The sequence below is a fragment of the Streptomyces sp. NPDC058375 genome, from assembly GCF_042723425.1.
GTDB lineage: Bacteria > Actinomycetota > Actinomycetes > Streptomycetales > Streptomycetaceae > Streptomyces > Streptomyces durocortorensis.
The window spans coordinates 1-26,353 of sequence record NZ_JBHXJG010000013.1; the positions used below are offsets into that span (position 1 = coordinate 1).

17 protein-coding genes are annotated in these 26,353 nt (G+C 73.2%); 4 read left to right on the top strand and 13 right to left on the bottom strand.

Annotated elements, in window-relative coordinates:
• Positions 1-28: 28 nt before the first annotated feature.
• From ACFWM7_RS04175 to ACFWM7_RS04205, 7 genes are all read right to left on the bottom strand, one after another.
• Positions 29-2,659, bottom strand: coding sequence for an amino acid adenylation domain-containing protein (locus ACFWM7_RS04175; protein ID WP_383254855.1), 2,631 nt, complete (start codon positions 2,657-2,659; stop codon positions 29-31).
• A 37-nt stretch (positions 2,660-2,696) separates the two neighbouring features.
• Complete coding sequence (locus tag ACFWM7_RS04180; RefSeq protein ID WP_383254936.1) at positions 2,697-3,545, bottom strand: SDR family oxidoreductase; 849 nt, start codon at positions 3,543-3,545, stop codon at positions 2,697-2,699.
• 116 nt (positions 3,546-3,661) lie between these two features.
• Entirely contained in the window at positions 3,662-4,402 is a 741-nt protein-coding gene (locus ACFWM7_RS04185; protein WP_383254858.1) for a thioesterase II family protein, read from the bottom strand.
• A 64-nt stretch (positions 4,403-4,466) separates the two neighbouring features.
• Positions 4,467-5,768 carry a M18 family aminopeptidase gene (locus tag ACFWM7_RS04190; protein ID WP_383254861.1) on the bottom strand — a complete coding sequence of 434 codons (1,302 nt, stop codon included), beginning with the start codon at positions 5,766-5,768 and terminating at the stop codon, positions 4,467-4,469.
• Positions 5,765-11,557: a MupA/Atu3671 family FMN-dependent luciferase-like monooxygenase gene (locus ACFWM7_RS04195; protein ID WP_383254864.1), complete on the bottom strand. Its 5,793-nt coding sequence runs from the start codon at positions 11,555-11,557 to the stop codon at positions 5,765-5,767. The genes ACFWM7_RS04190 and ACFWM7_RS04195 overlap by 4 nt, the downstream gene beginning before the upstream one ends.
• Entirely contained in the window at positions 11,554-14,682 is a 3,129-nt protein-coding gene (locus ACFWM7_RS04200; RefSeq protein WP_383254866.1) for a type I polyketide synthase, read from the bottom strand. Before ACFWM7_RS04200 ends, ACFWM7_RS04195 begins: the two co-directional genes overlap by 4 nt.
• Complete coding sequence (locus tag ACFWM7_RS04205) at positions 14,627-16,009, bottom strand: MFS transporter (protein ID WP_383254937.1); 1,383 nt, start codon at positions 16,007-16,009, stop codon at positions 14,627-14,629. Before ACFWM7_RS04205 ends, ACFWM7_RS04200 begins: the two co-directional genes overlap by 56 nt.
• Before the next feature lie 82 nt (positions 16,010-16,091).
• Between ACFWM7_RS04205 and ACFWM7_RS04210 the strand changes: the two genes are divergently transcribed.
• The gene (locus ACFWM7_RS04210; protein ID WP_383254869.1) at positions 16,092-17,093 is read left to right on the top strand and encodes a LuxR C-terminal-related transcriptional regulator; all 1,002 of its coding nucleotides are present in this window, start codon (positions 16,092-16,094) and stop codon (positions 17,091-17,093) included.
• A 56-nt stretch (positions 17,094-17,149) separates the two neighbouring features.
• On the opposite strand, the gene ACFWM7_RS04215 is transcribed toward ACFWM7_RS04210, so the two are convergent.
• Positions 17,150-18,820 carry a fumarate hydratase gene (locus ACFWM7_RS04215; protein WP_006127248.1) on the bottom strand — a complete coding sequence of 557 codons (1,671 nt, stop codon included), beginning with the start codon at positions 18,818-18,820 and terminating at the stop codon, positions 17,150-17,152.
• Between the two features lie 179 nt (positions 18,821-18,999).
• On the opposite strand from ACFWM7_RS04215, the gene ACFWM7_RS04220 reads away from it, so the two are divergent.
• A complete protein-coding gene (locus ACFWM7_RS04220; RefSeq protein WP_383254873.1) occupies positions 19,000-19,695 on the top strand; it encodes a DUF1707 domain-containing protein in 696 nt (231 codons plus the stop codon).
• A 165-nt stretch (positions 19,696-19,860) separates the two neighbouring features.
• Complete coding sequence (locus ACFWM7_RS04225; protein ID WP_096627193.1) at positions 19,861-20,232, top strand: WhiB family transcriptional regulator; 372 nt, start codon at positions 19,861-19,863, stop codon at positions 20,230-20,232.
• Positions 20,233-20,355: 123 nt separating this feature from the next.
• Here the strand turns inward: ACFWM7_RS04225 and glpX are convergent, their stop codons facing one another.
• Entirely contained in the window at positions 20,356-21,387 is a 1,032-nt protein-coding gene (gene glpX / locus ACFWM7_RS04230; RefSeq protein ID WP_010063347.1) for a class II fructose-bisphosphatase, read from the bottom strand.
• Between the two features lie 158 nt (positions 21,388-21,545).
• Between glpX and ACFWM7_RS04235 the strand changes: the two genes are divergently transcribed.
• Positions 21,546-22,094, top strand: coding sequence for a DUF4245 domain-containing protein (locus tag ACFWM7_RS04235; protein WP_383254877.1), 549 nt, complete (start codon positions 21,546-21,548; stop codon positions 22,092-22,094).
• 80 nt (positions 22,095-22,174) lie between these two features.
• Here ACFWM7_RS04235 and ACFWM7_RS04240 read toward each other — a convergent pair whose 3' ends face one another.
• From ACFWM7_RS04240 to ACFWM7_RS04255, 4 genes are all read right to left on the bottom strand, one after another.
• Entirely contained in the window at positions 22,175-22,765 is a 591-nt protein-coding gene (locus tag ACFWM7_RS04240; RefSeq protein ID WP_030580134.1) for a malonic semialdehyde reductase, read from the bottom strand.
• Between the two features lie 195 nt (positions 22,766-22,960).
• Positions 22,961-23,206: an exodeoxyribonuclease VII small subunit gene (locus ACFWM7_RS04245; protein ID WP_383254880.1), complete on the bottom strand. Its 246-nt coding sequence runs from the start codon at positions 23,204-23,206 to the stop codon at positions 22,961-22,963.
• Positions 23,207-23,272: 66 nt separating this feature from the next.
• A complete protein-coding gene (gene xseA / locus ACFWM7_RS04250; RefSeq protein WP_383254883.1) occupies positions 23,273-24,496 on the bottom strand; it encodes an exodeoxyribonuclease VII large subunit in 1,224 nt (407 codons plus the stop codon).
• Between the two features lie 380 nt (positions 24,497-24,876).
• Complete coding sequence (locus tag ACFWM7_RS04255) at positions 24,877-26,313, bottom strand: APC family permease (RefSeq protein ID WP_383254890.1); 1,437 nt, start codon at positions 26,311-26,313, stop codon at positions 24,877-24,879.
• Between the last annotated feature and the right edge of the window lie 40 nt (positions 26,314-26,353).

Sequence of the window (26,353 nt, forward strand, 5' to 3'; positions counted from 1 at the left end):
GCCGCGGTGATCCCCGGCCGCCCCCTCGTCAGGTCTCAAGGGCCAGCGCCTCGGACAGCGCCCCCAGCGTCGGAGTCAGATACAGCTGGCGCAGCGGAACCTCGGGCAGCCCGCGCTCCCGGGCGAGCGTGCCGATCCGGATCGCGTACAGCGAATTGCCGCCCAGGTCCCAGAAGTCGTCGTCCGGGCCGACCGTCTCGACACCGAGCACGTCCCGCCAGATGGAGGCGAGGACGGCGTCCGGGGCGGTCTCGCGGGACGCTCCGTGAGGCGCTGCGGCCTGTGCGGGGGCCGGCGCCTCGGCCTGTGCGGCGGCAGGCGCCGCGGCCTGACTGCGCTGTGCTCCGGGTACGGGCAGCCGGGCCGGGTCCAGCTTGCCGTTCGCGGTGAGGGGGAGCGCGGGCAGCACGGTCACCGTCGCGGGCGCCATGTGCGCGGGCAGCAGCCGGGCCGCCCGCTCCCGTACGGGCCCGGGGTCCTCGCCCGCCCCAGGTGCCGGAACCACGTACGCGTCGATCCGCACGGCCGCCGCGTCCCCGCCCCCGCCGCCCGTCACGGTGACCGCAGCCGCCGACACCGCCGGGTCCTCCAGCAGCACGTGCCGGATCTCGCCGGGCTCGATCCGGAAGCCCCGCACCTTGACCTGGTCGTCGATCCGGCCCAGGTGTTCCAACGTTCCGTCGGGGAGCAGCCGCCCCAGATCGCCGCTGCGGTAGAGCCGCCGCCCCGCCGGGTCCAGGGGGTCCGGGACGAAGCGTTCGGCGGTCAGGTCGGGCCGGTTCAGATAGCCGAGCGCCACGCCCGCCCCGCCCACCACGATCTCCCCGGGCACACCCGGCGGCACCGGCCGCCCGCGTGCGTCCAGTACCCGGACCGACCAGCCGGGCAGGGGCCGCCCCACGGACCGGGATCCGGCGAGCGCGTCGCGCCGGGTCACCGTGGCCGCCGTGACATGGACGGTGGTCTCGGTGATCCCGTACATGTTGACCAGCCGGCAGCGGTCCTCCGGGTGCCGGTCGAACCAGCCCAGCAGCGGGCGGGCGTCGAGTGGTTCGCCGCCCAGCACCACCAGCCGGACGCTCACGGGGTCCTGCGCGGTCCGGTCGGCTGCCGCGAGCTGGGTGAACGCGGACGGGGTCTGGCTCAGCACGCTCACCCGCGCCCGTACCAGCAGGGCGTGGAAGTCCTCCGGCGAGCGCGTGGTCCAGTGGTCCACGACCACCAGCCGGCCGCCCGTCAGCAGCGCCCCCCAGATCTCCCACACCGAGAAGTCGAACGCCGCGGAGTGGAAGCACGTCCAGGTGTCGTCGGGGGAGAGGCCGAAGTCGTCGCGGACGGCGTCGACCAGGGCGGTCACGTTGGCGTGCGGGACGAGGACCCCCTTGGGGCGGCCGGTCGAGCCCGAGGTGTGGATGACGTACGCGGGTGAGCCGGGCTCCCCGCGTGGTGCGGTGGGGCGGGGCGGGTGGCCGGTGAGGGCTGCCGGGTCCGTGACCGTCAGCCGGACTCCGGCGTCCCGCGCGGTGCGCTCCCGCCGCTCCGCCGGATGCTCCGGATCCAACGGTACGTGGACCGCGTCCGCCTTCAGCACGGCGAGCATCGCCGCCACGAGGTCCGTCGAGCGGGGCAGGCAGAGGCCGACGAGGTCACCGGGGCGGACACCGTGGGCGTACAGACCATCGGCCAACACCTCGGCGCGGCGGTCGAGTTCGGCGTACGAGAGCGTGGTGGGCCCGGCGGTGAGGGCGGGGGCGTCGGGGCGGGCGGCAAGCTGGGCGGCGAAGGCGTCGTCGATGCGGAGGGGGGAGGCCGGGGGCGCGGGGCGGGCTCCGAGGGCCAGTTGTGCCGCCGACTCGGTCTCGGTCAGCGGATTCAGCTCTGACAGTGGTGTGTTGGGTGGGAAGGCAAGCAACTGTCCTTTCACGTACTCCACTTGATGGGCCGGGGCCGGGGCCGGCGCTGGGAGCCGGTCCGGCGTGTTGGGCAGTGCGGCGGCCCCGCCCTCGTCTCCCGGCACCAGCCACGTCGTCGGCGGCTCCTCGCCCTCCGCCGGGGCGGCCGGCTCGGTGGCCAGCAGCTCCGCGACCGTACGGCCGGGCGACAGGTCCGCCGCGAACACCGCGTACCCGTCGAGCGCCCCCAGCGCGTACGGTGGCCGGTCCCGCGCCGGTACGGGGACGGCGACGCGCACCGAGGACTCGCCCGTGTACCGGCCGACCGTCACCGCGAGCGCCGAGGCGAGGCGCCGGGTCTCCTCGTCGAGGCGCAGGTCGGGGGGGAGCGGCCCGGCGAGCGGTGTCACCGCGTCCGGGGCCAGGTCGCCCCGCACCACCTGGGCGACGAGCCGCAGCGAGTGGGCGTCGAGCGCGGACGCGTCGGCGGTCAGGACGACCTCGGCCCGGTGGCCCTCGCCCGCGTACCGCAGCAGCACCGCGCGCAGTCGGTGGCCGGGGGCGAGCGGGCGGCGGGCCTCGGCCTCGCGCCGCCGGGCCGCCGCGTCGGATGCGGCGGGGGCCGGCACGAACTCCGTCCACAGCCGGGGGCGGCGGCGGTCCCCGGGCCACCACAGCTCCGCCGCCGTGGTGAGGGCGTCGGCGAGGGCCGTGTCGGAGACGGTCGGCGGCAGGCTCACCGTCAGGGCGTGATGGGCAGGCGGCACGTGCGCAACTCCTCGTAGGGGACAGCGAAAACGGGCGTCAGCGGGCGGTGAACCCACCGTCCACGGTGACCACGCTGCCGGTCACCTGCCGGGACTCGTCCGTCGCCAGCCAGAGCACCGCGGCCGCCACGTCCTCCGGCTCCACCAGCGCGTTCATCGGCTGGTCCCGGACGAAGGCCGTCTCGTGCTCGGCGACCGGCACCTCCAGCGAGCGGGCGATCTCCGCCAGCATCCGGCCCTCCATCGCCCCGTCGTCCCGCACCGAGCCCGGACAGACCGCGTTGACCCGGACCTTGCGGGGCGCGTAGTCCAGGGCCACCGCCTTCGTCAGGCCGACCAGCCCGTGCTTGGCCGCGACGTACCCCGCGAAGTGCCGGTAGCCCACCAGACCGGCCGTCGAGGCGACGTTGACGATCGAGCCGGATCCCTGGGCGACCATCCGGGCCCCCACCGCGCGGATCGCCCGCCACGCGCCGCCCAGGTCCACATCGATCATCAACTGCCACTCGGCCTCGGTGATCTCGTGCGCCGGACGGCCCGAAGGGGCGGCGATGCCCGCGTTGTTGACCAGCACGTCGATCCGCCCGAAGCGCTCCTCCGCTGCCTCCGCCGCCTCCTGGAGCGCCGCCAGGTCCCGGACGTCGGCCTGCCGGGTCAGCACGGCGGACCCGGCCTCGCGGCAGAGCTCCGCGGTGTGCGCGAGCTGCGAGGCCGAGCCGAGCGGATACGGCACCCCGGGCAGCTCGCCCGCCACGTCCAGCAGCACCAGGCCCGCGCCCTCGCGGGCGAACGCCAGGGCGCAGGCCCGGCCGAGACCGCGCGCCGCACCCGTGATCACCGCCGTACGTCCGGCCAACCGCCCCGCGCCACCAGTACCGCCGGTCACCGGTCCCGTGCCCGCACCGTCGCCGGTCACCGGTCCCGTGCCCGCACCGCCGCCGGTCACCGGTCCCGTGCCCGCACCGCCGCCGGTCACCGGTCCCGTGCCCGCACCGCCGCCCGTCACCAGCCCCTCGCCGCGCGTATCTCGGCGGCCACCAGCTCCAGCACCGCGTCCGGTCGTTCGGCGAGATACATGTGCCCGCCGGGCGGTTCGGCCACCGTCAGCTTCCCCGTCGTCGCCCGGCCCCACTCGGCCGCCTCCGCCGCCCCGACCAGGGTGTCCTCCCGCCCCCGTACCGAGACGACGGGCACGCTCAGGGGCCGGTCCGTGGACGGGGTGTACGTCTCGTGGAGCCGGACGTCGGCCCGGAGCGCCGGCAGCAGCAGCTCCCGCATCTCCGGGTTCGCCAGCGCCGGGTGGTCGTACCCGGCGAACGCCCGGACCCGGGCGGCGAACTCCTCGTCCGGCAGCCCGTCCGCCCGGTCCGTGCGCGGCGTCCAGGGCCCGGGCGCGCCGCTGACGACGAGCGCGGCGAGGCGGACCGGCCCGCCCGACCGCTCGATCCGGTGCGCCAGCTCGTACGCGAGCACCGCGCCCATGCTGTGCCCGAACAGGACGACCTGGCCGCCGCCCCCGGCTCCGTTCTCACCGTCGAGCGCCACCGTCACCTGCGCGTACGCGTCGTCGACGGCCGGGGCCGCCGAGGTGTACGCGGGCTCGGGGAACCTCTTCTCGCGGCCCGGCAGGGAGACCGGGAGGATCCGCATCCCCTCCGGCGCCCGTTTCTGCCAGGGCGTGAAGAAGGAGGGGCCCGCCCCGGCGAAGGGCAGGCAGATGAGGACGGTGTCTTCGTCGGCCACGGTCGTTCCTGTTCTCTATTCTCTGCAACCGGCTCTTCTGCCGGACTCTTCTGCCGGAGTTCGGTCAGTCCCCGACCATGATCGTTGTGAGGATCGCGGCGAGATAGCCCGGGTCGCGCACCCCGCACAGCTCGCGCGCCGAGTGCATCGACAGGCCGGGCACCCCGACGTCCACCGTGGTGACGCCGAGCCGGGCCGCCGTGAGCGGGCCGATGGACGTACCGCAGGGCATCGCGTTGTTGGAGACGAACGGCTGCCAGGGAGCCCCGGCCCGCTCGGCGGCGGCCGTGAACACCGCGATCCCGGTGGAGTCGGTGGCGTACCGCTGGTTCACGTTCACCTTCACCGTCGGGCCGCCGTTGGGCAGCGGACGGTGGTCGGGGTCGTGCCGCTCGGAGTAGTTCGGGTGCACCGCGTGCGCCATGTCGGCGGAGACGCAGAACGCGCCCGCCAACGCCCGCGACCAGTCTTCCTCGCTGCCGCCGCGCGCCGACACCGACCGGGACAGGATCCGCTCCAGCAGCGGGCTCTGCGCACCCGTCTCGGAGCCGCTGCCGACCTCCTCGTGGTCGAAGGCGGCCAGCACGGGGACGAACGCGGGCTGCGTGGGCCCTGTCGCCGCGTCCACCAGCGCGGTCACCCCGGCGTGCACCGAGACCTGGTTGTCCAGCCGCGACGCCACCACGAACTCCCGGTCCACGCCCAGGTATCCGGGCGGCTGGATGTCGTGGAGGCTCAGGTCCCAGCCCAGCACGTCCGCCGGGTCCTCCCCGGCGGCCGCCGCGACCCGGCGCAGCAGCTCGCCCTCCTGCGGGTCGCCCAGCGCCCAGATCGGCGCGATGTGCCGCTGCCGGTCCAGCGCCACGCCCTCGTTCACCGAACGGTCCAAGTGGATCGCCAACTGAGGTACCCGCAACAGGGGTTCGTCGATCTGGACGAGCCGGCTGCGCGGGACGCCGCCGGGTCCGCGCAGCGCGAGCCGCCCGGAGATGCCCAGGTCCCGGTCGAGCCAGGTGTTCAGCGGCACCCCGCCGTAGATCTCCACCCCGATCTGCCGCCACCCCGAAGTCCCGGTGTCCGGGGCCGGTTTGATCCGCAGGTTCGGGGAGTCGGTGTGGGTGCCGACGATCCGGAACGGGGTGTGGGCGGGCGCGCCCTCGGGGACGTACCAGGCGACCAGCGCACCGGCGCGGCTGACGAAGCATCCGCCGGTCGCCCCGGTCCAGTCGTCCGTGCCGCGCAGTTCACGGAACCCGGCCTTCTCCAGACGCTGGGCGGCGCTCGCCACCACGTGGTACGGGGACGGGCTGGCGGCGATGAAGGAGAGCAGGTCGTCGGTGTGGCTGCGGTGGGGGGCCGGAGTCATACGGCGTCCGCCTTTCCGGTGTTCGGCAGTGACTGGGAGGGTGACGGTCCGCCGGGCTGGTCGGGCCCGGCGCTGGCGCCCTGGGCGGGGCCCCCGGAGCCTTGGCCCGAGGACCCCTGCGAGGGGCGCTCCCCGAGGAGTTCCCGCACCGGCCGGTCGGGCCGGGCGCAGAACTCCGCGAGCAGGTCGGTGTACGACGCGAGAAGGTCGTGGGCGGTCGTGTGGTCCCACAGGTCGGTGGAGAATTCCAGGAACGTTCGGTAACCCTTCGCGGCGTCCCGGCGCGGCGCAAGCCCGAAGCACAACTCGCTGCGGGAAAGCGGCGGTGCCAGATCGGCCACCTCGACCCGCAGCCCGGGAATCTCGATGTCCGTGTCGACGGAGTTCTGGAACGCCAGGACGTGCGGCACCCGGTCGGGGACGCTGACAGCGCCCGCGTCCCGCATCGCCTGCATGATGCGCGCCGTGGGCAGCACATGCGCCATGGCGCCGAGCGCACCCGCGCCCGTACGGACCGCAAGCTCCGCGCACGTCTCCTCAAGATTGGCTGAATCCAGTCGTACGCGGACCATCACCGCCGTGGACGTCATCGCCACGAGCGACTCCGACGCGGTGCCCTCGCGGTTGGCGTACGGGACGCTCAGCAAGGTGTCCTCCTCGCCCGACAGCCGGGTCAGGAACACCCCGAGCGCGGCCGCGGCGACGGCGAACGGAGTGGTCCGCCGTTCGGCGGCGAGCTTCTCCACCGCCGCCCGCACCGCACCCGACGCGACCCCGCGCACGGTGTCACCGTGTCCGCTGAGCTTCTGCGGACGCGGCCGGTCGGTCGGTACGGGGACGGCGGACGGCACCCCGTCCAGATAGGCGGCGCAGAACGCGGCCCGCTCCTCCTCGGCCCCGGGATCGTGGTGCTCGCGCTGCCACCGGGCGTACCCGGGCGCCTGCATCGCCGGATCGGGCAGACCGTGCGGGACGCCCGCTGCGGCCGCCGTGTACAGCGCGGCGATCTCCGCGAGCAGCACGGACAGCGACCAGCCGTCCGCGCACACGTGGTGCAGGACGAACATCAGCTCCCACCGGTCCTCCTCGACCCGCAGCAGCCGCACCCGGGGCACCAGGGGCCGCCCCAGGTCGAAGGGGGCCGCGGCGTCCGCCCGGCACAGGGTGTCCGCCCGGGGGCGCCGCTCACCGGCGGGCAGCGCCGTCAGATCCTCCACCGGCAACGCCACCGGCCCCGTCGCCACGACCTCCTGCCACCAGGGCCCGTCCGGCGCGTCCTCCTGGACGAACCGGGTGCGCAGCGCGTCGTGCCGGGCGATCACCTCGGACACGGCGGACCGCAGGGCCGCCGGATCCAGCGCCCCGGTGAACGTGATCCGCGTGGGGACGTTCCACACGGCGGGGTCGGGCATGGCGTGGTGCCCGGCGATCATCCGGGCCTGCTGGTCGCTGACGGGGGCGCGGTCGACGACGACGATGGCGGATGCGGCGTCCTCGGCCGTTGTCGCTGTCGCCGCCGTTGCCGCTGTCCCGGGCGCTTCGTCGCCGGCCAGTTGCCGGGTCATCGCCCGCAGAGTGGCGTCGGCGAAGAAGTCCGCCAGCGGGTAGTCGACGCCGAGGGTGTCCCGGACCCGGTTGACGAGTCGGATCGCGGCGATCGAGTTGCCGCCCAGGTCGAAGAAGTTGCTGTCGGCGGGGAAGCCGCGCAGATCGAGGACGGATTCCCAGACCTCGCGCAGGGCGGTGGCGACATCTGCGGCAGGCACCCCGGGCACCCCAGGCACCCCGGGCACCCCGGGCGGCGGGTCCGTCACAGCGTCCAACTGCTCGTCCAGCTCCGCGAGATACCCCTCCGCCGTCGTCGCGTCGAACAGATCCGAGTCGTAGCGCAGTCGCAGCCGCAGACTTCCGTCCGGGGCGTGGGTGGCCATCAGCGCCAGCTCCAGCGGCGCCGACTCCGTCCCGGCCGCCACCGCCTCCGCACGCAGTCCGGGCAGATCGATTCCGGCCAGCGCCGCGCGGTCCAGATCGACCGAAACGGTCACCATCGGGCGCCGGTTCCCCGGGTCCGGACGGACGGCGGCGAGCAGCGCGTCCAGGTCCACCCCGCTGTGCTCCTCCGCCGCGAACAGCGCCCGACCGGTGGCCCGTACGGCCTCCGGGAGCGGGGTGTCGTCCGTCGCGGACAGCGACAGCGGCAGCAGGGCCACATGGAAGCCCACCGTGTCCGCCGTCTCCGGGCGCCGCCGCCCGAACGTCGTGCCCAGCAGGAACGCGTCCTGCCCCGACCGCCGCCGCAGCACCGACTGCCAGGCCGTGCACAGCGTGGCGAACAGGGTCACGCCCTGCTGCCCGCTCCACTCCCGCAGCCGGTCCGCCCGCTCCCGGCCGACGGTCCGGGCCACCGCCCCTCCGCGCCCCGCCACCCGGCGGCCGCGCGGCCGGTCCGTCGGCAGGGTCAGCACCGGCGGACGCTCGCCCAGCAGCTCGCGCCACCAGACCAGGTCGGCCGGGTCGTGCGGCGGCTCGGGCGCCCCGACGGTCGTCCCGGCGGGCCGCTCGAAGACCGGCGGGCGTCCGTCGCGGGCGGCCGCGTACAGCTCCCGGAGGTCCCCGGCGATCAGCGCGGCCGAGTGCGCGTCCGTGATGATGTGGTGCATCCCGAGGACCAGGACATGATCGTCCTCGGCCAGCCGGAGCAGCCGGGGCGTGAACAGCGGCCCTGTGGCCAGGTCGTAGGCACGGTGGCTCTCCTCGGACAGCAGCGCCTCGATCGCCTCGTCCGGGTTCTGCCCCCGGGCGTCGGACACCGCCAACGGAACGGTCGGCCCGCCCCGGACGACCTGGACGACGCCCGCCTCGGCGTCGCCGCGGAACACCGTCCGCAGCCCCGGGTGCCGCTCGACCAGACCGTCGACCGCCGCCCGCAGCGTCGCCACGTCCAGCGGACCGCGCAGCCGTACGGCCTGGGTCTCGTTGTACGCCGCCGGGTTCTCCATCAACTGCGCGGCCAGCCACAGCCGTCGCTGCGCCGAGGTGGCGGGCGCGACGGTCTCCCGAGCCCGGGTCTCCTGGGTGTCCGGGGCGTCCTGGGCTCGGCCGTCCCCGGCCCGGCCGATCCGCTCCCGGGTCCGGCGACGCAGCACCTCCAGCCGCTCAAGCCCCGACCGCAGGCGCTCCCGGTCCATCCCGAAGTCGACCAGCGCGGCGATCTCGTCCACCCCGGCCCCGTGCAGCGCCGCCACGAACGGGGCGACGCTGTCCGGCGTACCGATCAGGGCCCGCTGGTCGCAGTAGCGGTCGTAGGCCCGGCGGAAAAGATAGTCCAGGTCCTCCTCGCCCGCCGCCGCCACGTCCTCGCGCCGCTGTCCCGCCGCCGTCGCGGCCGAGCGCATCAGCAGCGAGGACCGCAGGTAGCGCACCATCGGCTCCAGGGCGTCCGCCCGCGCGGTGGCGTGGTCGTCGGCGAGATACGTGTGCACCAGCACCGTCACCCGCCCGGCGTCCGGGGCGAGCCCGCACGCCGCCCGCGTACGCCGGTAGTGCGCGATGTTCGCGGCCAGCTCGTCCACGGTCTGGCTCATCAGGTTGGTGACGACCCCCAGCCCGCGCCGGGCCGCCTCCTCGTACGAGGCCCGCTGCCCGGAGGTCGCCAGGAAGAACGGCGGCTCCTCCTGCACCGGACGCGGGCGGACCCGGATCTCCGCCTCCGCGCCCTCGCCCGTGCGCCGCCGCACCGCCTCCCCGCGCCACAGCCGGCGCACCTCGTCGAGGTGGTCGAAGGCGATCCGCCGCCGGTCCGCGAACCGGTCCGGGTGCAGGGCGAAGTCCCGGGCGTGCCAGCCCGTCGCGCAGCCGATGCCGACCCGGCCGCCGGAGAGGTTGTCGACCACCGACCACTCCTCGGCGACCCGCACCGGATCGTGCAGCGGCAGGACCACCGAGCCCGCGTTGATCCGGACGCGTTCGGTCTCCCGGGCGACGGCGGAGGCGAGCACGGCCGGGTTCGGGAAGAGTCCGCCGAAGGAGTCGAAGTGCCGCTCGGGCAGCCAGACGGAGGAGAACCCGTGCTCGTCGGCGAAGCGCGCGGTCTCGAAGAGGGTGTCGTACGCCTCCGGCGTGCCGGTCCCGGCCGCGCCGGTGGTCTCCTCCGCCTCCGGGTAGTCGCCGAAGAAGTAGACGCCGAAGTCGGGTGCGGGGCGCGGGACGGCCGGGCGGGCCACGGCGGCCGGGCGGGGCGTGGACCGGGCGAAGAACCCACCGTCACGCAGCTCGCGCAGCGACCCCTCCACCGCCTCGGCGACCCGGTTCACGTCCTCCTCCGTGTGGGCGGTGGAGAGATAGAAGCTGCGCCACTCCCACACGTACACGCCGCGCAGTTGGAGGTGGTGGTAGAGCAACTCCAGGTCCGCGCGGTGCCTGAAGCGGAACATCGACCCGAAGTGGGCCAGCTCCAGCGGGAATTCTTCGTCGCGGAAGAAGGTGTTGAGCCGGTCCGCGAGCGCCTGCGTGCGGGCGTTCAGTCCGCTCTGGAGCCCGGGGCCCTGCTCGGTGAGGTGGGTGAGCACCGCGCGGGCCGCCGCCATCGACAGCGGGTGCTGCATGTACGTGCCGCCGATGAACGTGGTCTCGCGCGAGGGCCCGCCGGGCTCCCCGTACCGCCAGAACCCGCCGTCCACCCCGTCGAGCAGATCCGCCCGCCCGGCCACCGCACCGATCGGGAAGCCCCCGCCGAGCGCTTTGCCGTACGTGGCGAGGTCCGGCACCACGCCGAAGTGCTCCTGGGCGCCGCGCTGGTGGGGGCGCAGTCCGGTCAGCATCTCGTCGAAGAGCAGCACGATGCCCCGCCGGGAGGTGAGTTCACGCAGCGAGCGCACGAACTCCACCGGTCGCAGGCCCGGGTTGCGGCACTGCACGGGCTCGACGAGCACGGCCGCGATCGTGTCACCGAGGGCGTCGATCGTCTCCAGGGCCTCCTGGCTGCCGTACTCCAGCACGATCAGCTCCGCCACCGCGCTGGCGGGGATGCCCCGCGAGACGGGCACGGCATGCTGACCGGGGCCGCCGGGGCGGCCGAGGACGGAGTCGATGTGCCCGTGGTACGAGCCCCGGAACATGACGATCTTCTCGCGCCCGGTCGCGGCCCGCGCCAGCCGGATCGCCGCCGAGTTCGCCTCCGTACCGGACGAGGCGAAGGCGACCCGCTCCATGCCGGTCAGCGCGGCGAGCAGGGCCGCCGACTCGCCGGTGTCGGGGGACCGGGGGCCGAAACGCAGCCCGTCGGCCAGGTGGCGGCGCACGGCCTCGGTGACCGGCTCCGCCTCATGGCCCAGCAGCAGCGAGCCGAAGCCCATGGTGATGTCGGTGTACGCGTTGCCGTCCACGTCGACCAGCCGGGAGCCGTGCGCCGAGCGGGCCGCGATCGGGTACAGCATCTCCTTGGTGGCGTCCCGGAACCCCACGACGGCCCGGCTGTCGGCGAGCGCCGAACGGTGCTGCTGGGCCAGCTCCTTGGAGGTGCGGGTGCGCTCGGTGAACCGCCGGATCAGGGAGGCGGTGTGGGCCCGCTGGGACTCGTCGGCCCCTGCCCCGGCCATCCCGCCCGCCGCGTCCACGACGAGCCGGGGGCCGTGGGCGGTCTCCCCGGCGGCGGGCTTCGCGTCCTGTGCCGGGAGCCGGCCGCGGGCTGCCGCGAGCTGGGCGGTGAGCGCACGCGACAGCTCCGCCGCCCTGGCCACGGCGTCGGCGGCGGCTGCCGCCTCGGCGGGTGCGGGTATCCCGGCGCTCATCGCGCGTCCGTCCCGGTGGTGCGGGCGGTCAGCAGCGCGACGGCTTCGGAGAGCTGGGTGAGCATCGCCGCCTGGGTCTCGGCCAGTTGACGTACCTGCTCGGACAGGGCGGCGACCTCGGCCCGAGTGGCGTAGACGGGTTCGTCGGCCACAGACGCCTCCGCGACCTCTGAGGCTGCTGGCCGAGCCTTCCGCCCGGCTATCAGCGCGGCCGTCAGCCGGGGCGTGCCCGCCTCCTCCAGGACCTCTCGCATGCTGATCTCCGTGCCGAACTCGGCCTCCAACTGCCGCACCATCCCGATGAGCTGGAGCGAGTCCGCGCCGAGCCCGACGAAGGTGCGGTCGGCCGCGACCTCGTCGGGCCGGTGGCCGAGATGGCGTGCGGTCAGCTCCATCACCCTGTCCAGTACGGCCTGTTCGGTCATGCGGTCCTCCGTGGAGCGTGGGGATGGGTGAGCGTAGGGTGCGGGGCCCCGCCAGTGGGAGCGGCGCTGGAAGGGGTACGTGGGCAGCCGGACGCGCCGGCCGCCGCAGCCGTCGAGCAGCGCGGCCCAGTTCACACCGGCCCCGGAGCAGTGCAGCGCGGCCACCGCCCGCTCCCAGTCGCGCGTCGGCACGCAGACCGCGTCCGGCATCGACCGCCGCACCAGCCCCGTCAGCACGGCGGACGGCCCCAGCTCCAGCAGCAGGGGGTACGGGGTCAACTCCCGTAGGACGGCGGCGAAGTCGGCCGTACGGCGGGCCTGCGCGACCAGATAGACGGCGTCCGGCCACCACCCGGCGGGGCGGACCGTGCCGTCGATGCCGTCGACGAACTCCGTGTGCAGCGGGCGCGGTTCCACCTTGTCGGCCAGCACCCGGAACTCCTCCAGCGCCGGGTCGAGCAGCGCCGTGTGGAACGCCCGGTCCACCGCCAGCACTTCGTACGCCTCGTCCCGCGCCGCCAGCAGCGCCCGTACCGCGTCCACCGCCTCCGGGGAGCCGCCCAGCACATGGTGCGTGGCGCCGTTGACCACGGCGAGCTCAAGACCGGGGACGGCGGCGAGCAGCTCCCGCACCCGGGCCCGGGGGACGAACGCGGAGACCATCGCGCCGGGGGCGGACCGTTCCTGCATCAGCCGCCCGCGCCCGCAGACCAGCCGCATCGCGTCCTCGGTGTCCAGCGCCCCGGCCACGCAGAGCGCCGCGTACGCACCGACGCTGTGTCCGGCGACCCGGGCCGGGGCGACCCCGAGCCGCTCCCACAGCCGGGCCTGGGCGAGCTGGAGGGCGAACAGGGCGGGCTGCGCGAAGGCGGTGTCCCACCGTGCGGGGCCCTGCCCGCCGACGGCCCGGTCCAGGAAGTCGTCCCGGCCCGTCTCCTCCGCGTACACCCGGGCGCAGGTCTCCAGCACCTCGGCCACCACCGGGAAGCGCGCGGCGAGTTCGGCGCCCATGCCCGGATGCCCGCCGCCCTGGCCGCTGAACAGGAACACCGGCTGCCGTACGGCTCCGACGACCCCGGTCGTGTACGCCTCGCCCGCCGGGGCCCCGGAAAGGAACGCCTCCAGCCCGGCCACCGGGTCCGCAGCCGTGACCACCAGCCGGTGCGGCAGGAGCCGCCGCCCGAGCGCGGTCGTGGTCAGCAGATCGGCGGGGGAGGGGCGAGCTCCGCCCGCCAGGTGGTCCCGCAGGGCGGTGGCGTACGCCCGCAGAGCGTCCCCGTCGGCGGCCGACAGCGGCAGCAGCGCGGGCACGGGGGTCGTCGACGGTGCGGCGGAGGCGGGTACGGCCTCTGGTGCCTGTTCCAGGATCACATGAGCGTTCGTACCGCCCATCCCGATGGAGTGCACACCGGCTCGCCGCACCCCCGCCAGCGGCCAGGCCCCCTCCCGTACCGGCAGCAGGAACGGGCTGTCGGCCACCGCCAGCGCGGGGTTGGGCCGGGCGAAGTTCACCAGCGGCGGGACGATCCCGTGCCGCAGCACCTCGACGGCCTTGATCAGCCCCGCAAGACCCGCCGCACTGTCCAGGTGGCCGATGGCCGGCTTCGTCGAGCCGAGCGCGCAGAACCCGGTCCGGTCGGTGTGCGCGCGGAACGCCTCGGTCAGGGCGGCGAACTCGATCGGGTCGCCCTTGAGCGTGCCCGTGCCGTGCGCCTCCACATAGCCGATCGACGCAGCGTCCACGTCCGCCGCGCGCAGCGCCCCGAGCACCGCGTCCCGCTGCCCGGCGACCCCGGGAGCGGCGAACCCCCGTTTGTCCGCACCGTCGTTGGTGACCGCCGAGCCCAGGATCACCGCGTGCACGGTGTCGCCGTCGGCCAGCGCCCGCTCCAGCGGCTTCAGGAGGACCGCGGCTGCCCCGTTCCCGCCGACCGTGCCGTCCGCGTCCGCGTCGAACGCCCGGACCGTGCCGGTAGGGGAGAGGGTGGAGCCCTTCACCGGGACCTGGCCGCTGACCTGCGGCAGATGCAGGGCGGCCGAGCCGACCAGCATCAGGTCCGCGTCCCCGACGCGCAGCGCCTGGCAGGCCAGATGCACCGAGACGAGGGCGCTGGAACAGGCCGTGGACACGGTCAGCGCGGGCCCCGTCAGACCGAGCCGGAAGGCGGTCCGGGTGGCCGTGAAGTCGGTGTAGTTGCCGACCTGGACCTGCTTGGCGGTCATCCAGTCGCCCGAGCCGGCCTCCGCCGCCAGGTTCGCCGCCAGATAGCTGTGCAGCGAGTACAGGCGATAGCCGGAACTGCCGTACACCCCGATCCGCACGGAGCCGCTGTCGCCGCCCGCGTACCGTACGGAGTCCTCGCCGCGGCCCTCGCCACCCGCGTACCCCCCGTCCTCCAAGGCGTGGAAGCAGCACTCCAGGAACAGCCGCTGCTGCGGATCGGTGAGTTCCGCCTCCCGCCCGCTCATCTGGAAGAACCCGGCGTCGAAACCGTCCACATCCGCCAGGAGCGCGCTCGCCCCGCCGAACCCCGGCTGCTCGTACGCCGCCGCCGGAACTCCCGCCGCGGCGAACTCGGCCCGGGTGAACCGCCGTACGCGGCTCGTGCCCGTCCGGATGTCGCGCCAGTACGCCTCGGGGGTGTCAGCCCCGGGAAACCTCAGCGCCGTCCCGATCACCGCGATCCGGTCGTCCTTCAACGGCTTCTTCCTTTCGCAGCCCCACACGCCCCGTATCCCCCGCCCGTCCCGCGCGCCGCAGCGCCGCCACCCTCAGCAGGAACACCACGGCGACGACGATGGCGGCGCCGTGGGACCAGCCCACCACGGCCAGCGGGGAGAACCGGTCGAGGGCCGCCGCCACCAGGATCATGCCGACGCCGAAACCGAGGTTCTCGAAAGTGGCCGAAAGACCGAAGGCGTGACCGCGCAACGTGGCCGGAAGTGTCTGGAGATGCGAGGTGTACGCGACCTCGGTGAGGCCGTCCGCGGCCCCCGCGATCAGCGCGATCACCGCCGTGACCGCCAGCGGGAACCCGGCGAACGCCGCGATGAACGCCGCCGACATCACCACCGTGCCGTAGCCGAATCCGAGCGCCCCCACCGAGCGGCCGGTGCGCTGGGCGTACCGCTGGATCACCTGCTGGGCGCCGATGTTGCCGAGCGCCCACACGCACCAGAACGCACTGACGAACACCGCCGGATTTGATGCGTCCAGCGAGGTGGAGTAGATCGGCAGCGCGGCGTTGTGGGACGAGGAGCCGAACGCGTCGACCCCGCGCAGGGCCACCATCAGCCCCAGACCGGGGGCGGCTGCGAGCGCGAGGAAGGCCACCGGCCGCCAGCGCGGCCCGCTCTTCTCGGCCTTCTCGGGTTTCCCCGCATCGACGCCCGCCCCCTTGCCGCCCGCGATCGGCAGCAGGGCCACCGTCACCGCGCACACCACGAACGTCGCCATGTCGAGCAGGAAGGCGGCGGTGTACCCGACGAGGGACACCACCACACCCGCCGAGGCGAACCCCGCCACCATGGCCAGCGAACGACCGGTGATCGAGAGGGAGTTCGCCCAGGCCCTCCGGTCCTCGCCGACCATCTCCGGGATCGAACTGCGCAACGCGACCATGAACAGCGTTCCGCAGGCCCCGATCACCACCGAGACGGCCATCAGCGCCCCGGTCACCAGAGATTCCGGCGCCAGGATGAGCAGCAGCATCACGGCACCTTGGCCGACATTCGCCCACAGCATGATGCTTTTCGCGCTGAACCGGGCGAGCAGACCGCCCACGACCAGACCGGCGACAAATCCGGAGGCCAGCCGCACCGCCATGAACAGCCCCATGGCCAGCGCCCGGCCCGTCGTCTCGTAGACGAAGAGATTGAGCGCCACCATATTCAGGAATGTGCCGTACGAAGAGACCGCGTATCCGGCCACGAGGAATCGGAAACGGCGCTCGGAGACCGCGGTCTCCCGGGTCTTTTGCGATCCGCCGTCCGGCTCGTCCGCCTTCGGCCCGTCCGCGCTCCCGATTTCAGATGTCACCGACACATACTCGTCGAGCGCGGGTGCCGGGCGGAGTGCTCCCGATTGCACAAAGGTAATCTGCATCCTTGTGAAGGACGATCATTCCCCCTCACCGGTATGTGATTGCCGTGAATCACCCTCGGACCGGTCGATACCGGAACAACCCTGCGAGGCGGCGCTCGCGACCTATCGCCGTGCGCTGACGCAGGGCAGCCTCCCGGCCGCCGCCGCACCCCCCTGTCTGCTCTCCCTGCACCTGCTGGTCGCCGACCGGGACTCGCCCGGCCACCTCATCCCCGTACCGCCGGAGACGGCCTCGTTCGCCGCGCTCGCCCCGATCGAGGAGGCGATCCTCCAGCAGCGCCGCACCCTGCGTTCCGCCCGCGCCACCCTCGCCGCGTTCGAGGGCCTCTACGCCGAGGTGCACCGGCCCGAACGCCCCGCCCTCACCCGGCTCTCCGGCGAGGCCGTCATCAGCAAGGCCCTGGACGCCGGGGTCAGCGGCTGCCGCTCCGAGGTCCGCACCGCCCACCCCGGCGGCGGACGCCCGGCCCACGTCCTGGAGCAGTCGCTCCCGCGCGACCTGAACAACCTGCGGCGCGGCATCCGGCAGCGCACCCTCTACCAGCACACCGTCCGCTCCGACCGCACCACGCTCGCCTACATCGAGCAGGTGACCGCCGAAGGAGCCGAGATCAGGACGCTGGCCGAGGTCATGGACCGGTTCATCGTCTTCGACCGGGACCTCGCCTTCATCCCGTTCTCCGACGAACCGCACACCGCCCTGCGCGTCCGCCACCCGTCACTGGTCCGCTTCCTGGTCCGCCACTTCGACGAGGCGTGGTCCCGCGCGGTCCCCGTACGCCCCGAACGTGCCCCGCTGCGCACCCCCGTCGTCACCTCGGACCTCCAGCGCGCGATCCTCCAGGCCGTCGTCAACGGCGAGACGGACGCCGCCATCGCCCGCCGGATCGGCATGAGCCGCCGCAGCGTCGCCGAGCACATGCGCAAGGTCTCCGAGCAGCTGGGCAGCAACAGCCGGGCCCAACTCGGCTACCTGGTCGCGACATCGGGCCTGCTGGACGACTGAGAGACGCCGCAGGGGGCTTACCCGTACGGGCAAGCCCCCTGCGTACGCGTCACGGGTCAGGCCAGACCCGGCCCCCGCACCGGAATACTGGTGAACGTCGGAGCCGGGGCGGGCTCCGTGAAGAAGTCGTTGCCCTTGTCGTCGACGACGATGAACGCGGGGAAGTCCTCGACCTCGATCTTCCAGACCGCCTCCATGCCGAGCTCCTCGTACTCGACGACCTCGACCTTCTTGATGCAGTCCTGGGCGAGACGGGCCGCCGGGCCGCCGATCGAGCCGAGGTAGAAGCCGCCGTGGGAGCCGCAGGCGTCGGTGACCTGTTTGCTGCGGTTGCCCTTCGCGAGCATCACCTTCGAGCCGCCCGCCGCCTGGAACTGCTCCACGTACGAGTCCATCCGGCCGGCCGTGGTCGGGCCGAAGGAGCCGGAGGCGTACCCCTCGGGCGTCTTCGCCGGGCCCGCGTAGTAGACCGGGTGGTCCTTCAGGTACTGCGGCATCTCCTCGCCCGCGTCCAGCCGCTCCTTGATCTTGGCGTGCGCGATGTCACGCGCCACGACCAGCGGGCCGGTCAGCGAGAGCCGGGTCTTGACCGGGTACTTGGTCAGCTCGGCCAGCACCTCGTCCATCGGCCGGTTGAGGTCGATCTCCACGACGTCCCCGCCGGCCTCGTCGAGGTGCTCGTCGGTGGTGTCGGGCAGGAAGCGCGCCGGATCCTTCTCCAGCTGCTCCAGGAAGACGCCCTCGGCGGTGATCTTCGCGGTGGCCTGGCGGTCCGCCGAGCAGGACACGGCGATCGCGACGGGCAGCGAGGCGCCGTGCCGGGGCAGGCGCACCACGCGCACGTCGTGGCAGAAGTACTTGCCGCCGAACTGCGCGCCGATGCCGATCTTCTGCGTCAGCTCGAAGACCTTCTCCTCCAGCTCCTTGTCCCGGAAGCCGTGCCCGGTGGGGGAGCCCTCGGCGGGCAGCTCGTCCAGGTAGTGCGCGGAGGCGTACTTGGCGGTCTTCAGCGCGAACTCCGCCGACGTGCCGCCGACCACGATCGCCAGGTGGTACGGCGGGCAGGCCGCAGTACCCAGCGAACGGATCTTCTCCTCCAGGAACTTCATCATGGAGGCCTCGTTCAGGACGGCCTTCGTCTCCTGGTAGAGGAACGACTTGTTGGCCGAGCCGCCGCCCTTCGCCATGAACAGGAACTTGTACGCGCCGCCGTCGGTGGCGTACAGCTCGATCTGGGCCGGGAGGTTGGAGCCGGTGTTCTTCTCGTCCCACATGGTCAGCGGGGCCATCTGCGAGTAGCGCAGGTTGAGCTTGGTGTACGCGTCGTAGATCCCGTGCGACAGGGCCTCCTCGTCCCCGCCCTCGGTCAGCACGTTCTGCCCGCGCTTGCCCATGACGATCGCCGTGCCGGTGTCCTGGCACATCGGCAGGACGCCCGCGGCGGCGATGTTCGCGTTCTTCAGGAGGTCCAGCGCCACGAACTTGTCGTTCGAGGACGCCTCCGGGTCGTCGACGATCCGCCGCAGCTGCGCCAGGTGGGCGGGGCGCAGATAGTGCGAGATGTCGTGCATCGCCTCGGCGGCCAGCGTGCGCAGCGCCTCCGGCTCGACCTTGAGGAACGTACGCCCGTCGGCCTCGAAGGTGGAGACACCCTCGGCGGTCACCAGACGGTACGGCGTGGTGTCCTCCCCCAGGGGGAGCAGATCGGAGTACGCAAACTCTGCCATGACGGCCATTCCTCACTCGGCGACAGCGGCTGACCTCCCTCGGGCAGCGCATCCACCAGGGTAGAGCGCCGGCTTCGGGCGAATCCTGTGAGGTAAGGCTCACCTGGACGCCTCCCCGGCGCGGGGCGCGCCGGTTGGAGGGGTAGTCGCGATCTATCGCGTTTGGGTACGCTGGGTCGGTGGACCTAGAGAAGCAGCCCCAGCAGCCCCTCGCGCCGGCCGCCCCACCGCCCGCCGACGTCCTGAACGGCGACGACATCCGCGCCTCCGACGCCGACCGCGACCGGATCGCGGACATCCTGCGGGAGGCGATGGCCGAGGGCCGGCTGACGGCGGACGAGCACGCGGAGCGGATCGACCTGGTCTACCGGGCCAAGACCGTCGGCGAACTCCAGCCGCTGGTCCGGGACCTGCCCGCGTCCGCCGGTTCCACGCCCCGCCCCGGTGCGCAGCAGCCGTACGCCTACGGCCCCGAAGGCCCCGACGGGCCCGCGGAGAATCTCGTCGCGGTCTTCAGCGGCGCCTCCCGCAAGGGCCGTTGGCGGGTCGGCGGCCGGACGAACGCCTTCGCGCTCTTCGGCAGCGTGGAGATCGATCTGACCGAGGCGCTTTTCGGCCAACGCCTCACCGTCATCAATGCGACGTCCATCTTCGGCAGTGTCGACGTCCGGGTGCCGGAGAACATTTCCCTGCGCGGAAACGGCACGGGCGTCTTCGGCACCTTCGACGTACGGACGCTCGAATCGGTCGACCCGGAAGCGCCGGTCGTCGTGGTGAACGGCTATTCCGTGTTCGGGTCCGTGGAAGCGCGGCCGAAGCGTGGCAAGTTCGTCGCGGACCTCCAGAGGCGGCTGCGCAAACATCTCGGCCACTGAATACGGCACGGCGGACGCCCTCCGTTAATCGGCCAGAATGCCGCGGGGGCGCATTGCGGTGCGTCGCGCGCCGGTGCCACTCAGTGCATAGGCGTACGCACAGCGGGTAGGGAGTGCTGCATCGACTCTCGCTCGCGAAGCCGTAGCCGTCGTCAGGAGTAGCCCGTGCTGCAACCGCCGCATCAGCCTCTGCAGGTCGCCGCCGTTCCGGCCCAGCGGACCCCCGCCCGGGAGGACGATGCGGGCCCCTGGCATTCCGAGGCGGCCTGCCGCCGGGACGAGGCGGGCCTCTTCTTCGCCCCGTCGAAGGAACCGACCGCCGCCCGGCTGGCCCGCGAGGAGGCCGCCAAGCGGGTCTGCGCCCGGTGTCCGGTCATGGTGGAGTGCCGGGAGCACGCGCTGATGCAGCCCGAGCCGTACGGGGTGTGGGGCGGGCTCACCGCCGCGGAGCGCCGGGTGGCGCTGGCCCGGCGGCGACGGCGGGACATCGAGCTCACGGCCGCGACGACGGCCGAGCACATAGCCGCGGCCGGCTGAGCGCGTACACGTAACGAAGCGCGTACACGTGAACGTAGCGCGTACACGTGAACGAAGGGGGTGCGGCGAGCGAATCGGCTCCCCGCACCCCCTTCGTGCGCTCTGCGCGCCCCGGGCTACCGGCTACTTCGCGCGGTCGAAGTCGATGGCGCTGTAGGCGCGCAGCTTCGACAGCCGGTGGGTCGAGGAGATCGACCGGATCGTGCCGGACTTGGAGCGCATCACGATCGACTCGGTGGTCGCCGTCTCCGCGCGGTACCGCACACCGCGCATCAGCTCACCGTCGGTGATCCCCGTCGCCACGAAGAACACGTTGTCGCCGCTGACCAGGTCGTCGGTCGACAGCACCCGGTCCAGATCGTGGCCCGCGTCCAGCGCCTTCTGCCGCTCCGCCTCGTCCTTGGGCCAGAGCTTGCCCTGGATGACGCCGCCGAGGCACTTTATGGCGCACGCCGAGATGATGCCCTCGGGCGTTCCGCCCACGCCCATCAGCAGGTCGACGCCGGTGCCCTCGCGGGCCGCCATGATCGAGCCCGCGACGTCGCCGTCGGAGATGAACTTGATCCGCGCCCCGGTCTCCCGGATCTCCTTGACGATGCCCTCGTGGCGGGGCCGGTCGAGGATGACGACGGTGACGTCCTCGGGCGTGGAGTTCTTCGCCCGCGCCACGCGCCGGATGTTCACCGCCACGGGCGCGTTGATGTCGACGAAGTCCGCCGCCTCGGGCCCCGTGACCAGCTTGTCCATGTAGAAGACCGCAGACGGGTCGAACATCGCGCCGCGGTCGGCGGCCGCCAGCACGGCGATGGCGTTCGGCATGCCCTTGGCGTTGAGCGTGGTGCCGTCGATCGGGTCGACCGCGATGTCGACCTCGGCGCCGGTGCCGTCGCCGACCCGCTCGCCGTTGAACAGCATGGGGGCTTCGTCCTTCTCGCCCTCACCGATGACGACGACGCCGTTCATCGAGACGGTCGAGACGAGGGTCCGCATGGCCTTCACGGCGGCGCCGTCGGCGCCGATCTTGTCGCCGCGGCCCACCCAGCGCCCGGCCGCCATGGCAGCGGCCTCGGTGACCCGGACCAACTCCAGGGCCAGGTTGCGGTCGGGGGCCTCCGGGGAGACCTCCAGTTGGGACGGCAGATGATGCTCGGACATCGGAGCGCACCTTTCTGTACGGCGACGACCGGATATGAGGGTGCTGTGACTCTATCGGTAGGTCGATAAAATGAGCAGAGCGGGTCACGCATGAGCACCCCCGGAGTCGCAGCCGTGACGGGCACCCTGCGGCCGGGTGTGTCAGGCCGCGTGCCACCATGGATCCCGTGGCAAGCAAGCGAGGCAAGCAGACAGTCCGGGACATGTTCCTGTCGACTTTGGTGATCGCCGCCTGCGCGGGGGTCATATACCTCTTCATTCCGAAGGACGAGCACGCCGACCCGATCAAGGCGGTCGACTTCACCGTGGAGCTGGCGACGGTACGGACCGCCGCCCCCTACCCGGTGGCCGCGCCGGAGGGCCTGCCGGAGAAGTGGAAGGCGACATCCGTCCGGTACGACGACGTCGCGGGCAAGGCCTGGCACCTGGGCTTCCTCGACCCGGACCGCAGGTACGTCGCGGTCGAGCAGTCCACCGCCGCCGCGGGTACGTACGTCCCCGAGGTCAGCCAGAAGGCCAAGGACACCGGGCGCACCGAGACGGTCGCGGGCAAGGAGTGGCAGGTCTGGGAGGGCGAGAAGTACGACGCCCTCGTCCTGCCGGGGAAGGGCCACACCACGGTGGTGACCGGCTCGGCGCCGAGGGAGAGCCTGGTCGAGATGGCCGAGGCGCTGAAGACGACGCCGCCCGCCGCGCCGGCTTCCTGACGCGGCCCGCTCCGCATCCGCTCACGCGAAGGGGCCCCGGAACACCAGGTGTTCCGGGGCTCCTTCGCGCGTGACGGGACTCAGACGGTCGTGACGACCTCGTCGAAGGAGAGGCGCGGGCTGCGCGGGAACCAGGCGTCCTCGCCCGGCTTGCCGATGTTGACGACCATCAGCGGGGCGTGGTCGTCGTCCAGGAACTCCTTCTGGATGCCCGCGGCGTCGTAGCCGGTCATCGGGCCCGCGGCCAGGCCGGCGGCGCGGACGCCGATGATGAAGTAGGCGGCCTGGAGCGCGGCGTTGAGGCCGGCGGCCGACTCACGGACCGGGCGCTCCGCGAAGAACATGTCCTTGGCCTGCGGGAAGTGGGGGAGCAGCGCCGGGAGCTCCTCGTGGAACTCGTTGTCGGCGGCCAGGATCGCGACCAGCGGGGCGGTGGCGGTCTTCGGGCGGTTGCCCTCGGCCATGTGCTGCACCAGGCGCTCGCGACCCTCGGCGGAGCGGACCAGGACGACGCGCAGCGGCGACTGGTTGAAGGCGGTCGGGCCGAACTTGACCAGGTCGTAGATCGCCTGGACCTGCTCGTCGGTCACCGGCTCGTCGGTGAAGGTGTTGGCGGTGCGGGCCTCGCGGAAGAGGAGGTCCTGGGCGGCGGGGTCGAGAACGAGGGACATCTGGTGCAAACCTTCCGAACGAACACGGTGGGGAGGGTTCGAAGGTACGTCAGAGATAGGTTAACTTTCAACTATCGTCGATGCCGAGTGATCCATTGCACACCATTGTATAATGCATCTACTTGGGTGAGGCTCTCGGCTCAGCCTTCGTCGGCGTCCTCGTGGGGTCGTCGTCGGCGTGCTGCGGTGCCCGCCTCAGCCCTCGTCGCCGCCGTCGTCCTGCGGGCGGGCCAGGGCAGCGTCCAGCCGGGCGCGGGCTCCCTCCAGCCAGTGCCGGCAGACCTTCGCCAGCTCCTCGCCCCGCTCCCACAGGGCCAGCGACTCCTCCAGCGTCGTGCCGCCCGCCTCCAGCCGGCGCACGACCTCGATCAGCTCGTCCCGCGCCTGCTCGTACCCGAGCGTGCCCGTGGCGGCAGCCGCCGCCGTACCGTCGTCCGTCATGTGATCCACCCTAAATGTGAGCTGCTACGTCATCGTGGGAACGGCTGGGGCCACTGGTCGGCCGACTCACCCGTCCCCGCCCCGGTCCACCAGCACCGTGAACTCGCCCTCCGCCACCCGCGCCCGCAGCGGCTCGCCGGGCGCCCCCGCCTCGTCGGGGGAGCGCACCACATGGCCGTCGGGCCGCTGGAGCACCGCGTAACCTCGCTCCAGGGTCGCGGCGGGCGACAGCGAGACGACCCGGGCGAGCGTGTGCGACAGCTCGGAGTCGGCCCGGTCCAGCAGATGGCCCAGCACCCGGCGGCTGCGCCCGAGGAGCGCGTCCACCTCGGCCTCGCGCTCGTCCACCAGCCGTTGGGGCCGCTCCATCGCGGGGCGGCCCAGCGCGTGGGCGAGCCCCCGCTCCTCGCGGTCCAGCAGCCCCCGTACGGTCCGCAGCGCCCGGTCCCGCAACTGCTGCACCCGGTCCAGCTCCTCGCCCACGTCCGGGACGACCTTCTTGGCCGCGTCCGTGGGCGTGGAGGCGCGCAGATCGGCGACGAGGTCCAGCAGCGGGGAGTCCGGCTCATGGCCGATCGCGGAGACCACCGGCGTACGGCAGGCGGCCACGGCCCGGATCAACTGCTCGTCGGAGAACGGCAGCAGATCCTCCACACTCCCGCCGCCCCGGGCCACCACGATCACGTCGACCTCGTCCAGCGCGTCCAGTTCCTCGACCGCCTGTACGACCTGGGCGACCGCGTTCACCCCCTGCACGGCGGTGTTACGGACCTCGAAGCGCACGGCGGGCCAGCGGCGGCGGGCGTTCTCCAGGACATCGCGCTCGGCGGCGGAGGCCCGCCCGCAGACCAGCCCGATGAGCTGCGGCAGGAAGGGGAGCGGCTGCTTCCGGTCCAGCGCGAAGAGCCCCTCGGCGGCGAGCGACTTCTTCAGCTGCTCCAGCCGCACGAGCAGCTCGCCGATGCCGACCGGCCGTATGTCGGTGGCCCGCAGCGACAGCTGCCCCCGGGGCGCGTACCACTCGGGCTTGGCGAGGACGACGACGCGCGCGCCCTCGGTCACCACATCGGCGATCCGGTCGAAGACCTGCCGGAAACAGGTGACGCTCACCGAGATGTCGTGCGACGGATCGCGCAGCGTCAGGAAGACGACCCCGGCCCCCGGCCGCCGCGACAGCTGGGTGATCTGCCCCTCCACCCAGATGGCGCCGAGCCGGTCGATCCACCCCCCGATGAGCCGGGACACCTCACCGACGGGCAGCGGCGCTTCCGCGGACGTGTTGAGAGCCATACGGGCGAGCGTATCGGCCACCACCGACAGGACCCCCGCTTCCGCGCGGAGGACCACGGCCGGACGCGGCCCACGGAGCTGACCACGGCGCGCGCCCAGGGGCAGGGCCCGCCCGGCCGACGCCGTACCGAACAGCGGCTGACCACGGCCGACGACCGTACCGAACAGCGGCTGACCACGGCGCGCCAGGAGGACCGGGCCCCGCCCGGCCGACGACCGTACGGGAAACAACGAGGCTCACCCCCGCGCGACGAGGACAGGCCCCGCTCGCCCCGGGACCGCACGGAACGGAACCCGTGGCTCACCCCCGCGCGCCAACGAGGACATGGCCCCGCTCGCCCCACGACCGTACGGAACGGAAACGGAACGGGCCCCGGGGCTCACCCCCGCGCGCCGCCCGCGCCCTCCCCGCCACCCGGTCCCTCCGCGCCGGCCCGGCGGCCCGTCCCCTGCACCGCCAGCACCACGAACCCCACCCCGAGCCAGCAGACGCCCACCACCTGGGCGGAGGTCGTCGCCTCCACGATGACCGCGACCAGCACCCCCGCACCGACCACCGGGACCAGGACATGCCGCCACCACACAGGCGGGCCCGCCATCCGGCGTACGGCGAACCAGCCGACCACCGACGCGTGCAGCAGGATGAACGCCGTCAGCGCGCCGATGTCCACCACCGAGACCAGGTGGTCCAGCCCGTCGTCGCGCCGGGCCGCCCACACGGCCGCCACCAGCGTCACGATCGCCGCGCCCAGGATCGCCACGCGCGGCACGCCCGACTTCGGGTCGACCTTCGCGAGGAGGTGCGGCAGCCGCCGCTCCCGGGCCATCGCGAAGACGAGCCGCCCGGCGGCGGCCTGCCCCGCCAGCGCGGCGAACGCGGCCCCGATCGCCTTGCTCACCGCCACCAGATCGTGCAGCCAGGTCCCCACCGAGGCGTCCACCGCGTCGTAGAACGCCGACCCCTGCGCCGCCGGGTCCGCCGCCAGCTCCGCCGAGCTCACCGGCTCCAGCAGCGCCGCCAGGTACGACTGGGCCACGAACAGGACACCGGCCAGCACCAGACAGAACAGCACCGCCCGCGCCACCTTCTGCGAGCCGCCCGTCACCTCCTCGGCGAACGAGGCGATGGCGTCGAAGCCCAGATACGACAGCACGGCGATCGACACGGCCCCCAGCACCGCCGCCATGGAGAACCCGGCGTCCCCGGTCAGCGGCGTCAGCCAGCCGCGCTGCGCCCCGTCGCGTACGAGGACGACCACGGCGGAGACCACGAAGACCAGCAGCACCACGATCTCCATGGCCAGCACGGCGAAGCCGACCCGTGCGGCCGCCCGTACGCCCCACAGGTTGAGCAGGGTGGTCACGAGGACCGCGATCGCGGTCCACACCCACCGCGAGACCTCCGGGACGAGCGCGTTCATCGCGATCCCGGAGAAGAGATAGGCGACGGCCGGGATCAGCAGATAGTCGAGCATCGCCATCCACCCGGCGATGAACCCCGGCCCTTCCCCGAGCCCCTTGCGGGCATACGTGAAGACCGAACCGGCGAAGGGGGCGACCCGCACCATCTGGGCGTAACTGAACGCGGTGAAGCCCATGACCACGGTGGCCACGATGTAGACGAGGGCGACCGCACCGTCGGACTTCGCGTCCAGGGTGCCGAACACGCCGACGGGGGCCATCGGGGCGATGAAGAGGAGCCCGTAGACGACGAGATCCCGGAACCCGAGCGTCCGCCGCAACCCGCCCGGCCCCGCACTGCTGCCCGAACCGCTCCTCGCACCGCTCCCGGAACCGCTCTCCGACACCGAGGTCACCACCCCTCCATCACCATCAGCGACTGATTGCACATACACC